The organism is Pseudomonas sp. Leaf59, assembly GCF_920984685.1.
In the GTDB taxonomy this organism is placed as follows: Bacteria; Pseudomonadota; Gammaproteobacteria; order Pseudomonadales; family Pseudomonadaceae; genus Aquipseudomonas.
On record NZ_CAKLBR010000015.1, the window covers coordinates 49,465 to 62,262 of the forward strand.

11 protein-coding genes are annotated in these 12,798 nt (G+C 61.8%); 2 read left to right on the top strand and 9 right to left on the bottom strand.

What is annotated here, in order from left to right; all coding sequences use genetic code 11:
• Positions 1 to 158 precede the first annotated feature (158 nt).
• The 6 genes from LUB09_RS16490 to leuC all read right to left on the bottom strand — a co-directional run bounded on the left by LUB09_RS16490 (position 159) and on the right by leuC (position 6,687).
• Complete coding sequence (locus LUB09_RS16490; protein ID WP_209983176.1) at positions 159 to 1,169, bottom strand: aspartate-semialdehyde dehydrogenase; 1,011 nt, start codon at positions 1,167 to 1,169, stop codon at positions 159 to 161.
• A gap of 239 nt (positions 1,170 to 1,408) precedes the next feature.
• Positions 1,409 to 2,521 (bottom strand): aspartate-semialdehyde dehydrogenase, encoded by a 1,113-nt coding sequence (asd, locus tag LUB09_RS16495; RefSeq protein WP_003234328.1) that lies wholly within the window; start codon positions 2,519 to 2,521, stop codon positions 1,409 to 1,411.
• 64 nt (positions 2,522 to 2,585) lie between these two features.
• On the bottom strand, positions 2,586 to 3,668 hold the full coding sequence (gene leuB, locus LUB09_RS16500; RefSeq protein WP_209983178.1) for a 3-isopropylmalate dehydrogenase: 1,083 nt from the start codon (positions 3,666 to 3,668) through the stop codon (positions 2,586 to 2,588).
• Between the two features lie 52 nt (positions 3,669 to 3,720).
• A complete protein-coding gene (locus LUB09_RS16505; protein ID WP_209983180.1) occupies positions 3,721 to 4,485 on the bottom strand; it encodes a class I SAM-dependent methyltransferase in 765 nt (254 codons plus the stop codon).
• 128 nt (positions 4,486 to 4,613) lie between these two features.
• Complete coding sequence (gene leuD, locus LUB09_RS16510; RefSeq protein ID WP_209983181.1) at positions 4,614 to 5,258, bottom strand: 3-isopropylmalate dehydratase small subunit; 645 nt, start codon at positions 5,256 to 5,258, stop codon at positions 4,614 to 4,616.
• A 10-nt stretch (positions 5,259 to 5,268) separates the two neighbouring features.
• Positions 5,269 to 6,687 carry a 3-isopropylmalate dehydratase large subunit gene (gene leuC, locus LUB09_RS16515; RefSeq protein WP_209983183.1) on the bottom strand — a complete coding sequence of 473 codons (1,419 nt, stop codon included), beginning with the start codon at positions 6,685 to 6,687 and terminating at the stop codon, positions 5,269 to 5,271.
• A gap of 140 nt (positions 6,688 to 6,827) precedes the next feature.
• Here leuC and LUB09_RS16520 point away from each other — a divergent pair, with 140 nt between their 5' ends.
• Both LUB09_RS16520 and LUB09_RS16525 read left to right on the top strand, forming a co-directional pair.
• Complete coding sequence (locus tag LUB09_RS16520) at positions 6,828 to 7,718, top strand: LysR family transcriptional regulator (protein WP_209983185.1); 891 nt, start codon at positions 6,828 to 6,830, stop codon at positions 7,716 to 7,718.
• A gap of 66 nt (positions 7,719 to 7,784) precedes the next feature.
• A complete protein-coding gene (locus LUB09_RS16525) occupies positions 7,785 to 9,902 on the top strand; it encodes a putative bifunctional diguanylate cyclase/phosphodiesterase (protein ID WP_231423064.1) in 2,118 nt (705 codons plus the stop codon).
• 10 nt (positions 9,903 to 9,912) lie between these two features.
• Here the strand turns inward: LUB09_RS16525 and LUB09_RS16530 are convergent, their stop codons facing one another.
• From LUB09_RS16530 to LUB09_RS16540, 3 genes are all read right to left on the bottom strand, one after another.
• Positions 9,913 to 10,500, bottom strand: coding sequence for a hypothetical protein (locus LUB09_RS16530; protein ID WP_231423065.1), 588 nt, complete (start codon positions 10,498 to 10,500; stop codon positions 9,913 to 9,915).
• Positions 10,501 to 11,103: 603 nt separating this feature from the next.
• Positions 11,104 to 11,349, bottom strand: coding sequence for a hypothetical protein (locus LUB09_RS16535; RefSeq protein ID WP_231423066.1), 246 nt, complete (start codon positions 11,347 to 11,349; stop codon positions 11,104 to 11,106).
• Between the two features lie 436 nt (positions 11,350 to 11,785).
• Positions 11,786 to 12,745, bottom strand: coding sequence for a tRNA dihydrouridine synthase (locus tag LUB09_RS16540; protein ID WP_209983192.1), 960 nt, complete (start codon positions 12,743 to 12,745; stop codon positions 11,786 to 11,788).
• Between the last annotated feature and the right edge of the window lie 53 nt (positions 12,746 to 12,798).

Below are 12,798 nucleotides of genomic sequence, written 5' to 3' on the forward strand. Positions count from 1 at the left end.
CTCATCCTTTGTCTGAACACTCCCCGGCCTGCGAGAAGGTTGGTAACCGCTGCCATTAGGCATGGCGAGCCGATAGGTTACCGACGCGCTTCTGTGCCGCTTCCGACCAAGCATAGCGCCTGGTTAGAATCAATCTACAAATTGCCGCCAAGTATCTTTTACACAAGGCGTTTTATCAACAACTGCGCCAACTGCACTGCATTCAGGGCTGCGCCCTTGCGTACGTTATCTGACGTCAGCCACATATTTAGTTCCGCAGGGTCGTCCACACCTGCGCGAACGCGCCCTGCATACACCACGTCCTGACCCACCGCATCGCCCACGGCGGTGGGGTAATCCCCCTCCTCCACAAGCTCGATACCCGGCGCGGCTTCGAGTGCGCGGTTGACGGCGGCAAGATCCACCGGCGCCGCCAGTTGCAACGACACCGTTAGGCTGTCGCCAAAGAACACCGGGGCTTGAACGCAGGTGGCGGAAATTTTCAGCGCCGGAGTGTCCAGCACTGCGCGCAGTTCGTGTATCAGACGTTTCTCAAGGTCTGTATGACCTTTCGCATCTGGCTTGCCGACTTGTGCCAACAGGTTGAAGGCCATTTGCCGGTCAAAGAAAGCCGGCTCCAGTGGACGCACGTTCAGCAATTCTGCGGTTTGCCGGGCGAGTTCGCTGACCGCTTCGCGGCCCAGGGCCGACACCGCCAGGTTGGCGGTGACGCTGACGCGCAGGATATCCACCAGGCCGCGCAACGGCGCCAGCACCACGGCGAGGTTAGTCGCCGATGGGCTGGGGCTGCTGACCTGGAACGGTTTTTTCAAGCCTTCCAGCACGTGGGCATTGGCTTCCGGCACCACAGGCGGCGCCTGTTCGGCCGGCAACGCGCCGGACAGATCGATCACCGCACACCCGGCTGCGATGGCGCGCGGGGCGAAACCCAGGGTCACCGCCGGCCCTGCGGCAAAGAACGCCAACTGCGCCTTGCTGAAATCGAACTCATCGACTTCCCGCACCCGCACGTTCTTGCCACGAAACGGCACCGACGCACCGGCGGAATTGCTGCCCGCCAGCAGATACAGAGTGCCGACCGGGAATGACAGCTCTTCGAGAATCTGCACCAGGGTCTCGCCGACGGTGCCGGTGGCGCCGATCACGGCGATTTCAAAGGTCTGGGTCATGGAGGCTGCCTCGGGCATTGCGGGGGGAGCGGCACTTTACCGGGTGGTTGGGGGTGAGGCAATTGGACTGGGTCTGGTGGTGAAGCTGATGGCCCTACCGGGAGCAAGCCCCCTCCCCCATTTCGATGTGTGAACACTATTAAATGTGGGAGGGGGCTTGCTCCCGATGAGGCCCGCAAAGCCAATAAAAAACCCCGCGCCTGTCACCAGAGCACGGGGTTTTCAACATCCGACAGCCATCAACGCTCCAGCAGAATCCGCAGCATCCGACGCAGCGGCTCGGCCGCGCCCCACAGCAGTTGGTCGCCCACGGTGAACGCACCAAGGAACTGGCTGCCCATGTTCAGCTTGCGCAGACGGCCCACCGGTACATTCAGGGTGCCGGTGACCTTGGTCGGGCTCAGCTCCTGCATGCTGATATCACGGTTGTTCGGCACCAGCTTGACCCACGGGTTGTGCTGGCTGATCAGCCCTTCGATATCGGCAATCGGCACGTCCTTGTTCAGCTTGATGGTCAGCGCCTGGCTGTGGCAGCGCATGGCGCCGATGCGCACGCAGATGCCATCCACCGGGATCGGGCTCTTGAAGCGACCGAGGATCTTGTTGGTCTCGGCCTGGGCCTTCCACTCTTCGCGGCTCTGACCGTTCGGCAGTTCCTTGTCGATCCACGGGATCAGGCTGCCGGCCAATGGCACACCGAAGTTCTCGGTCGGGTAAGCCTCGCTGCGCATGGCGTCGGCCACACGGCGGTCAATATCGAGGATCGCGCTGGCCGGGTCGGCCAGTTGATCGGCAACGGCAGCGTGGGTCGCGCCCATCTGCTTGATCAGCTCACGCATGTTCTGCGCGCCGGCGCCGGACGCCGCCTGATAGGTCATGGCACTCATCCATTCGACCAGACCGGCTTCGAACAGGCCACCCAGACCCATCAGCATCAGGCTGACGGTGCAGTTGCCGCCGACGTAGTTTTTGGTGCCGGCGTCCAGTTGCTGGTCGATGACCTTGCGATTGACCGGGTCGAGGATGATCACTGCGTCATCCTGCATCCGCAGGCTCGAGGCGGCGTCGATCCAGTAACCCTGCCAGCCGGCTTCACGCAGCTTGGGGAAGACTTCACTGGTGTAGTCGCCGCCCTGGCAGGTCAGAATCACGTCGAGGGTTTTCAGCTCTTCAATGCTGTAGGCGTCCTTGAGCGGAGCAATATCCTTGCCCACAGACGGCCCTTGGCCACCCACGTTCGAAGTGGTGAAAAACACCGGCTCAATAAGATCGAAATCCTGCTCTTCCAGCATCCGCTGCATGAGCACGGAACCGACCATACCGCGCCAACCGATCAGACCTACACGTTTCATCGCAACTACACCTTGTTCAAAAGTGGGCCGCCTGGCAGCAACAACTGCAAACGGGCCCGAGAGATTACAGATTCCGCAGCGCGGCGACTACTGCGTCGCCCATTTCTTGCGTCCCGACCCGGGTGCAACCCTGCGACCAGATGTCGCCGGTGCGCAAACCCTGGTCCAGCACCAGGCTGACGGCGTTCTCGATAGCGTCCGCCGCGTCGCCCAGGTTGAAGCTGTAACGCAGCATCATCGAAACGGACAAAATGGTCGCCAGCGGGTTGGCAATGCCCTGCCCCGCGATGTCCGGCGCCGAACCGTGACACGGCTCGTACATGCCTTTGTTATTGGTGTCCAGGGACGCTGACGGCAGCATGCCAATGGAGCCGGTGAGCATCGAGGCCTGGTCGGACAGGATGTCGCCGAACAGGTTGTCGGTGACAATCACATCAAACTGCTTGGGCGCGCGCACCAGTTGCATGGCGGCATTGTCGACGTACATGTGGCTCAGTTCGACGTCGGGGTAGTCCTTGGCGACTTCTTCGACGATTTCGCGCCACAGTTGGCTGGAGGCCAGCACGTTGGCCTTGTCCACCGAGCAGACCTTCTTGCCACGCACGCGAGCCATGTCGAACCCGACACGGGCGATACGGCGGATTTCGCTCTCGCTGTATGGCAGCGTGTCGTAGGCCTGGCGCTCGCCATTTTCCAGCTCACGCACGCCCCGTGGCGAGCCGAAGTAAATGCCGCCGGTCAGCTCACGCACGATGAGGATATCCAGGCCCGCCACCACTTCCGGCTTGAGGCTCGAAGCGTCGGCCAGTTGCGGATAGAGGATCGCCGGGCGCAGGTTGCCGAACAGGCCCAGTTGCGCGCGGATCTTCAGCAGGCCGCGCTCGGGGCGGATGTCGCGTTCGATCTTGTCCCACTTGGGCCCACCCACGGCGCCGAGCAGCACGGCGTCGGCCGCACGGGCGCGGTCCAGGGTTTCGTCGGCCAGCGGCACGCCGTGCTTGTCGATGGCCGCGCCGCCGATCACGTCGTGGCTCAGTTCGAAGCCCAGGCTGTACTTGCTGTTGGCCAATTCCAGCACCTTGACCGCTTCGGCCATGATTTCCGGACCGATACCGTCGCCAGGGAGAATCAGAATCTGCTTGCTCATGGGTTCCTCATTTCATCAAGCGACCCGCCCGCAGGCAGGTCGGGAAAATTGATCAGCGTTCGGCCCACACCACCAGCACATCGGTGCTGAAGGTGCCATCGGCCTGAATCTCGAAGTAATCGCGCACTTCCTGGCCCATCGCCTGTTGCAGCTCAAGGATGGCCGCACGCAAGGCCGGTGGCGTGCGCATGCGCTCCACCCAGGAGGTGTATTCCAGGCGCAGACGCTGACGGCTGCTGCTGCGTACATGCAAACCGGCTTCGCTGAGCTGGCGCATCCACTCGGCGGCCGAGTAATCACGCACATGGCTGGTGTCGCGCAGCACTTCGACGGTTTGCAGGTAAGTGTCCAGCAACGGACTGCCCGGCGACAACACGTCGACGAACGCCGCTACCCCGCCCGGCTTGAGTACGCGGCGCACTTCGCGCAGGGCCAGGCCGAGGTCGCTCCAGTGGTGAGCCGAATAGCGGCTGAACACGAAGTCGAACTCGCCATCGGCGAAGGACAGACGTTCGGCGGCGCCATGGACGGTGCTGATATTGGTAAAACCACGGTCCTGCGCGGCGGCGGCCACCACGTCGAGCATCTGCTGGGACAGGTCGTAGGCCACCACGTCTTTAACCAGCGGCGCAACGTGAAAGCTCACATGCCCGGCGCCGCAGCCCAGGTCCAGCAGGCGTGCATCGCCTTGCCCAGCCAGTTCGGCCTGCAGCAGTGCAAATTCGCTGCCCTGGGCGTGCACGGCACTGCTCAGGTAGGCCGAGGCCTGCTCGCCGAATTGTTTTTGCACGACTTGGGTGTGGGCGGTCTGGGTCATGGGGACTGTCCTTGGGTGTTGTGGTGTTAACACTGGCCTCATCGGGAGCAAGCCCCCTCCCACAGGGGAACACATTCCACCCGTGGGAGGGGCTTGCTCCCGATGACGGCGGCCCTGCCTACATCAATTCAGGCATCACGAAACAACCAGGGCTGGCTCGCCCGATGCTTGCTCTCAAATGCCGCAATCGCATCGCCGTCCTGCAAGGTCAGGCCGATATCGTCCAGGCCATTGATCAGGCAGTGCTTGCGGAACGCGTCCACCTCAAAGTGGTACACCTTGCCATCCGGACGAGTCACCGTCTGTGCCGCCAGGTCGACAGTCAACTGGTAACCCTCTTCGGCTTCCACCTGCTTGAACAGCTCGTCCACTTCGGCATCGGTGAGGATGATCGGCAGCAGCCCGTTCTTGAAGCTGTTGTTGAAGAAGATGTCGGCGTAGCTCGGCGCGATGATGCTGCGAAAGCCGTATTCTTCCAGGGCCCACGGCGCGTGTTCACGGCTGGAGCCGCAACCGAAATTTTCCCGCGCCAGCAACACGCTGGCGCCCTGATAACGCTCGGCGTTGAGCACGAAATCCTTGTTCAGCGGACGCTTGGAGTTGTCCTGATAGGCATAGCCCACATCCAGGTAGCGCCACTCGTCGAACAGGTTGGGGCCGAAACCGGTGCGTTTGATCGACTTCAGGAACTGCTTGGGAATGATCTGGTCGGTGTCCACGTTGGCACGGTCCAACGGCGCGACCAGACCGGTGTGTTGGGTAAAAGCTCTCATCAGGAATTCCTCAGATCAATTCGCGAACGTCGATGAAACGACCGTTGACGGCGGCCGCAGCGGCCATGGCCGGGCTGACCAGGTGAGTACGCCCGCCGGCGCCCTGACGGCCTTCGAAGTTACGGTTGGAGGTGGACGCGCAATGCTCGCCCGACTCAAGACGGTCCGGGTTCATCGCCAGGCACATCGAGCAGCCCGGCTCACGCCATTCAAAACCGGCTTCGAGGAAGATCTTGTCGAGGCCTTCGGCTTCGGCTTGCGCCTTGACCAGGCCCGAGCCCGGCACCACGATCGCTTGCTTGATGGTCGAAGCCACCTTGCGGCCCTTGGCGATCACCGCCGCCGCGCGCAGGTCTTCGATGCGCGAGTTGGTGCAGGAGCCGATGAATACGCGATCCAATTGAATGTCGGTAATCGCCTGGTTGGCTTTGAGGCCCATGTACTTCAAGGCGCGCTCGATGGAACCGCGCTTGACCAGGTCGGTTTCCTGCGCCGGGTCCGGCACGTTCTGGTCGACGGCCAGGACCATTTCCGGCGAGGTGCCCCAGCTGACTTGCGGCTTGATCTGCGTAGCGTCCAGCTCGACCACGGTGTCGAACACCGCATCGGCGTCGGAGACCAGGTCTTTCCAGGCCTCGACCGCAGCGTCCCAATCGGCGCCTTGTGGCGCAAACGGACGCCCCTTGACGTACTCGACGGTTTTCTCATCCGCCGCCACCATGCCTACACGGGCACCGGCTTCGATGGACATGTTGCAGATGGTCATGCGGCCTTCGATGGACAGGTCGCGAATCGCGCTGCCGGCGAACTCGATGGCGTGGCCGTTACCGCCGGCGGTGCCGATCTTGCCGATCACGGCGAGCACGATGTCCTTGGCAGTCACGCCGAACGGCAACGTGCCTTCGACGCGCACCAGCATGTTCTTCATTTTTTTGGCGACCAAGCACTGAGTGGCGAACACGTGCTCCACCTCGGACGTGCCGATGCCATGGGCCAGGGCACCGAACGCGCCGTGGGTGGACGTGTGGGAGTCACCGCAGACCACGGTCATGCCCGGCAAGGTCGCGCCCTGCTCCGGGCCGATCACGTGGACGATGCCCTGGCGCACATCATTCATCTTGAATTCGGTGATGCCATATTCGTCGCAATAGTCGTCGAGGGTCTGCACCTGCAGGCGCGACACGGTGTCGGCAATTGCGTCGATGCCACCCTTGCGTTCCGGGGTGGTCGGCACGTTGTGGTCGGGAGTGGCGATGATCGAGTCGACGCGCCAGGGCTTGCGCCCGGCCAGTCGCAGGCCTTCGAACGCTTGGGGCGAGGTCACTTCATGGATGATGTGACGGTCGATGTAGATCAGCGACGATCCATCATCGCGACGTTTCACTTCATGGGAATCCCAAAGCTTGTCGTACAGCGTTTTGCCGGCCATCAGTCGGTCCTCATCAGCGGTGCATCTCTATGCCGGGCTTTTCAATAACCCTTTGGCTTGTGAGGCTGATGGTATGGCGCTACATTAAATAACTCAAATTCATAATTTTTATGCTTTGGATTACCAACTGGAATACCACCATGGACCTGGCCAACCTCAATGCCTTTATTGCCATCGCCGAGAGCGGCAGCTTTTCCGGTGCCGGCGAACGCCTGCACCTAACCCAACCGGCCATCAGCAAACGCATTGCCGGCCTGGAACAGCAATTGAACGTACGGCTGTTCGACCGCCTGGGCCGCGAGGTAGGCCTCACCGAGGCGGGCCGGGCCTTGCTGCCGCGCGCCTATCAGATCCTCAATGTGCTGGATGACACCCGCCGCGCGCTCACCAACCTCACCGGCGAAGTCAGCGGGCGCCTCACCCTGGCCACCAGTCACCACATCGGCCTGCATCGCCTGCCACCGATCCTGCGCGCCTTTACCCGGGAATACCCCCACGTCGCGCTGGATATTCAGTTCCTCGATTCGGAAGTGGCCTACGAAGAAATCCTCCACGGCCGCGCCGAAGTGGCCGTGATCACCCTGGCGCCCGCGCCCCATCACCTGGTGCGCGCCACGCCGGTGTGGGATGACCCGCTGGACTTTGTGGTGGCGCCGGAACACAGCCTGACCGGCAACGCCCGCGTGAGCCTGGCCGATATCGCACGGCATCCGGCGGTTTTTCCCGGCGGCAATACCTTTACCCATCATATTGTCAGCAAGCTGTTCGGCGCCCAGGGCCTCACGCCCAACATCGCGATGAGCACCAATTACCTGGAAACCATCAAGATGATGGTCTCCATCGGCCTGGCCTGGAGCGTGCTGCCGCGCACCATGCTCGATGATCAGGTAACAAGCATCGCTTTGCCGGGCATACAGCTCAGTCGCCAGCTAGGCTATATCGTGCACACCGAAAGGACGCTGTCGAACGCTGCACGAGCTTTCATGAGCCTGCTGGATGCACAGGTCGATCTGCCAGGGATACCGGCATAACACCGTGCGGCCGTGGGCCTTGAACAAAACCGCGCTGTCTGCCCATCGAGCCAAGGCCCTTTGATAATGCACACCCCTGTCGACCCCGAGCACAACACTGCCGAGCAGGCGCTCAAGGACAGCCAGGAGCGCCTCGACCTGGCGCTGGAGTCGGCGCAACTGGGCACCTGGGACTGGCACATTCCCACCGGCATGCTCTACGGCTCGGCCCGCGCCGCTCAACTGCATGGCTTGCCGCCCGAACCCTTCCATGAGCCTTTCGAGGCATTTTTCGAAGGCATGCCCGATTCCGATCGCGACAACATGCGTAGCGCCTACCGCACTCTGCGCAAGGGCCCGGCCGGCAATTACCAGCTGATTTACCGCGTGCCTCTGGAAGACGGCAGCGCGCGCTACCTGGAAAGCCGCGCCCGGCTGTATCGCGACGAACACGGCGCCCCGCTGCGCATGGCCGGCACCCTGCTGGACATCACCGACCAGGTCGAGCGCGAACAACGGCTCATTGCCTCCGAAGAAAAATTCGCCAGCGTATTTCATGCCAGTCCCAACGCGATTTCCATCACCGAACGCGACACGGGCCGGTATGTCGAGGTCAATGACGGCTTTTGCCGCCTGACCGGCTATCGCGCCGAGGAGGCCATCGGCCTCACGCTGTACCAGATCGGCATCTGGGCCGATGAAAACCAGCGCTCGGCGTTATTGGCCGAACTCGCGATCAAGGGCCGCATTCATCACCTGGAAATGCTCTGGCACAACCGGCGTGGCGACGTGCTGTCGGTGGAGGTCTCGGTAGAACCGATTACCCTCAATGAAACCCCGTGCCTGCTGTTGACCGCGCGGGACGTGAGCCTGCTGAAAAACGCCCAGGCGCAGATCCGCCACCTGGCCTACCACGACCCACTCACCAACCTGCCCAACCGCGCGCTGCTGATGGACCGTCTGAGCCAGCAGATTGCCCTGCTCAAGCGCCATGACCTGCGTGGCGCCCTGCTGTTTCTCGACCTCGACCATTTCAAGCACATCAATGATTCCCTCGGGCACCCGGTGGGCGACACCGTGCTGAAAATGATCACCGCGCGCCTGGAAGCCAGCGTGCGCATGGAGGACACCGTCGCGCGCCTGGGTGGCGATGAGTTCGTGGTGCTGCTCAGTGGCCTGCAAGGTTCACGCACAGAGGTCAGCCGGCAGGTGCAGGACCTCGCCGAGACGTTGCGCCACTTGCTCTCGGAGCCGATGTTCCTGGACGGCCACCGCCTGCAGGTCACACCGAGCATTGGCGTGGCGTTGATTCCCGACCATGGCTCGACCCCGACCGACCTGCTCAAGCGCGCCGACATTGCGCTGTACCGCGCCAAGGACTCGGGGCGCAACACCACGCAGATGTTTCACGACAGCATGCAGAAAGCCGCCAGCGAACGCCTGCGCATGGAAACCGACCTGCGCCTGGCGCTCTCGCGCGGCGAGTTCAGCGTGCATTACCAGCCCCAGGTGGATGCGCGCGGCAGCCACATCGTCGGGGCCGAGGCCCTGGTGCGCTGGCAGCATCCGCAACTGGGCGCGCAGTCGCCGGCCGAATTTATCAAGGTACTGGAAGACAGCGGCCTGATCCTCGAGGTGGGCACCTGGATTCTCGATGAGGCCTGCGCAGGTTTTGCGCAATTGATCGCCGACGGCCTGGTGGACCCGCTGAATTTCAGCCTGTGCGTGAACATCAGCCCACGGCAGTTTCGCCAGAACGACTTTGTGGAACGGGTGGAGCACAGCCTCAAACAACATGCATTGCCGTTCAGCCTGCTGAAACTGGAAATCACCGAAGGCATCGTGATCCAGAGCCTGGACGACACGGTGCTGAAGATGCGCCGCCTGAAAAAGCTCGGCGTGAGCTTTGCCATGGATGACTTCGGCACCGGCTATTCGTCATTGACCTACCTCAAGCGCCTGCCGGTGGATGCGCTGAAAATCGACCAGTCGTTCGTGCGCGATGCAACCCACGACCCCAACGACGCCGAGATCATCCGCGCGATCGTGGCGATGGCGCGCAGCCTGAACCTGGAGGTGATCGCCGAGGGCGTGGAAACCCTGGAACAGCTGGCGTTCCTGCAAGGCCTGGGCTGTCACCTGTATCAGGGTTACCTGCACAGCCGGCCGCTGCCCATCGAGCGGTTCAGGACGCTGCTGATGTAGCGCGCGGCGCTCACACCAGGGCGACCGCTTCGCCCTCCCTCGGCCCGCCGCCCCTGCGGCCCCACAGTTCTTCATGTCCGCCAATCACCGCAACCGAATGGGCGTCGGTGTTGATCATGCCCAACTGGCCGCAGGCCAAGGCCGCGACTGAGGCTTTTCTCACATAACGGCTCAAACCCAGGCGTTTGAGCGCCTCGCCGGTTTCCTGCTCGTCTTCGCCATCGTTGAGGCTGTTGATGGCCGCGCTGAAGCTGGCGCCCGCCGTGCCGTCGTTGTTTTGCTCCTGCGCGCGCTTGGCGCTGACGGCAAACAGAAAGTTGGCATCCTTGAGCATTCCGGCATCCGCGCCTTTGAAACGTGCTTCGCGAGCGGCTTGTGACAACTCCTGATTGGACACACTGAGCGTATGGCCGTCCCGCAGCGTCACGTCATAGCCGCGCGGCGCTCTCTGAACCCTTTCGAAAATACTTACGGGGCTCTGACCGAACCGGGCCATGGCCACCTTGATCGCTGCCACCGTGACGCAGTTGCCCTGATTGCTCTGGCGAAAACCGCGCCAGATATCAGCGGGCTGTTCGCCAACGGCTTTTGTGGACACGTGCGAGGGGCTTTCCACGCTTGCGCTAACACCCCGCCATTGGTTCATCACCGTCCTTAAGAGGCTCACCAGGTGCATGCCGTTACCGGCAAGCCGGCAACACTCGCGGTTGCGTTGTACGAACACCCATGAAGGCTCGGGATAAACGTAACGCTGCTGGACGTGCGAAGGCGTGTGGCGGACAGCGCTGCACACGCCCGTAACCGCCCGGTAATACTCATCCCTGAAACCTGCTGCGCATGTATTGAAGATTGAAAACATGACCCCCCCCCTTGAACGCGTCTCCCCGACTGCATGGGCAGTCGGGGAGTCTTGGTCAGCCATTAGCTAGTGAAGATGTCTGCGAGGCTGTATCGACATAGCCCGCCGACGGTCTCAGCCAAAACGTCCAAAGATCGGATGTCCAGCGGCTGGAGCAGGCGACCTGATACCTGGGCGGACCTTGATCTCGCTGTCAGCCCCTACGGTGGTCTCCCGCTTAGCGTCCTTGTGCGCGGCCGTTGTGTGCTCATGCTCATGCACCGTCTCTGCTGCGGTCGTCGTTTGCGCCCCTGCGTCCAGCGCGGTATCGACCTTTCCTTCTGCGTCCGCCTTCATCTCGGCCTACGTTTTGAACGCACTAGGCGTCGCTGGAAGGGTTTTCGTCTCAGCGCGTAACGGGTTCGCGGCCCTGGTTTCGGTGATCAAGGCAGCGCCATCGGGCTCACCGACCTTTTTTGGAACAAACCCGAGGTTATTGACCGGCTTTTCCATCGCTTGCGTTATCTGCGCAGCCGTGTCGCCTTTTGCATTAACATCCGACTTGAAACCCGCAACATTATTCATCGATATAGTAGACATCTGATTCATCTCATTCCTGGGGTGACGCCGCCGGCGCAGTCATCATTTAACACCGGCAACGATAGATTGGGCTGCAAGTAAACATCATCACTTCGCAGTCCCTACTTTCGTGGGGCGCGGCGATATTGAGTTCCAGAAATCCGCGATCACATAAGGAAAACAAAATCGAAAATCAGAATTTACCCCGTTTTGTCCCAGGAAAATCAGAGTGTTGGCCGGTGCAAACGGCGCTTGCACAGATATATAAAGTAATAAGCAGACCACACTTTAAACTCATGAAATCATTAAGCCCCTCCCTCGACTGACGCCCATGTTAATACGCGCGCGCGATTCCCGCCGCCGCGCCAACATCAATCAACTGCCGAACACTACGTTTAGACGATCAAAAAAAAGGAGCGCCCATGGCCCCCCTGATTTAGTGTTTAAAAACGTTATGAATATGAACTTAATCGTTCAGTGCAGGTTGCACACCGATCAACTCCGCGACCTTGTCCAATGCGGTCTCGCGGCGCAAGGCGTGGAACAACTCCACCGCCTGCGGATAGTTGCGCGTCAGCATCGCCAGCCACTGCTTCAAGCGACCGGGTGCCTGCTTTTCCGTCAACTGCGCCACCGACTGCCTCCAGAAGTCATGGAGCATCGGCTGCATCTGCGCCCATGTCATCTCCACCACGTCCTCACCGGCACGTGCGGCCGCAATCTGCCGCGCCAGGTCGGGCCGTGCGACCAGACCACGGCCCAGCATGATGTGTTCGGCGCCACTGATTTCGCGGCAACGCTTCCAGTCTTCAACGCTCCAGATATCGCCATTGGCAAACACCGGCACCTTGACCACGTCCTGCACTCGCGGGATCCACTCCCAATGGGCCGGCGGCTTGTAGCCGTCGGTCTTGGTGCGCGCATGCACCACGATATGCGCCGCGCCGCCCTCGGCCAGCGCGGTGGCACACACCAGCGCGCCATCCGGGCTGTCGAAGCCCAGGCGCATCTTGGCGGTCACCGGGATATGCGCCGGGACGGCGCGACGCACGTGCTCGACAATCCGGTTGAGCAGCTCCGGCTCCTTGAGCAGCACCGCACCACCGCGTGACTTGTTGACCGTCTTGGCCGGGCAGCCGAAGTTCAAGTCGATCACCTGCGAGCCCAGCTCACAGGCCAAGACGGCGTTTTCCGCGAGGCACACCGGGTCCGAACCGAGCAACTGCACACGTAGCGGCACACCCGCAGCGGTCCGGGCACCTTGCAGCAGTTCAGGGGCGAGCTTGTGGAAATAGGCCGGGGTGAGCAGGCGGTCGTTGACGCGGATGAACTCGGTCACGCACCAGTCGATCCCGCCGACGCGGGTCAGCACGTCACGCAGGATGTTGTCGACCAACCCCTCCATGGGCGCCAGGGCAATTTGCATGGAAAACACTCAACAAAAATCGTGGCGCAGTTTACTGGGTTTCCTGCGGGAAA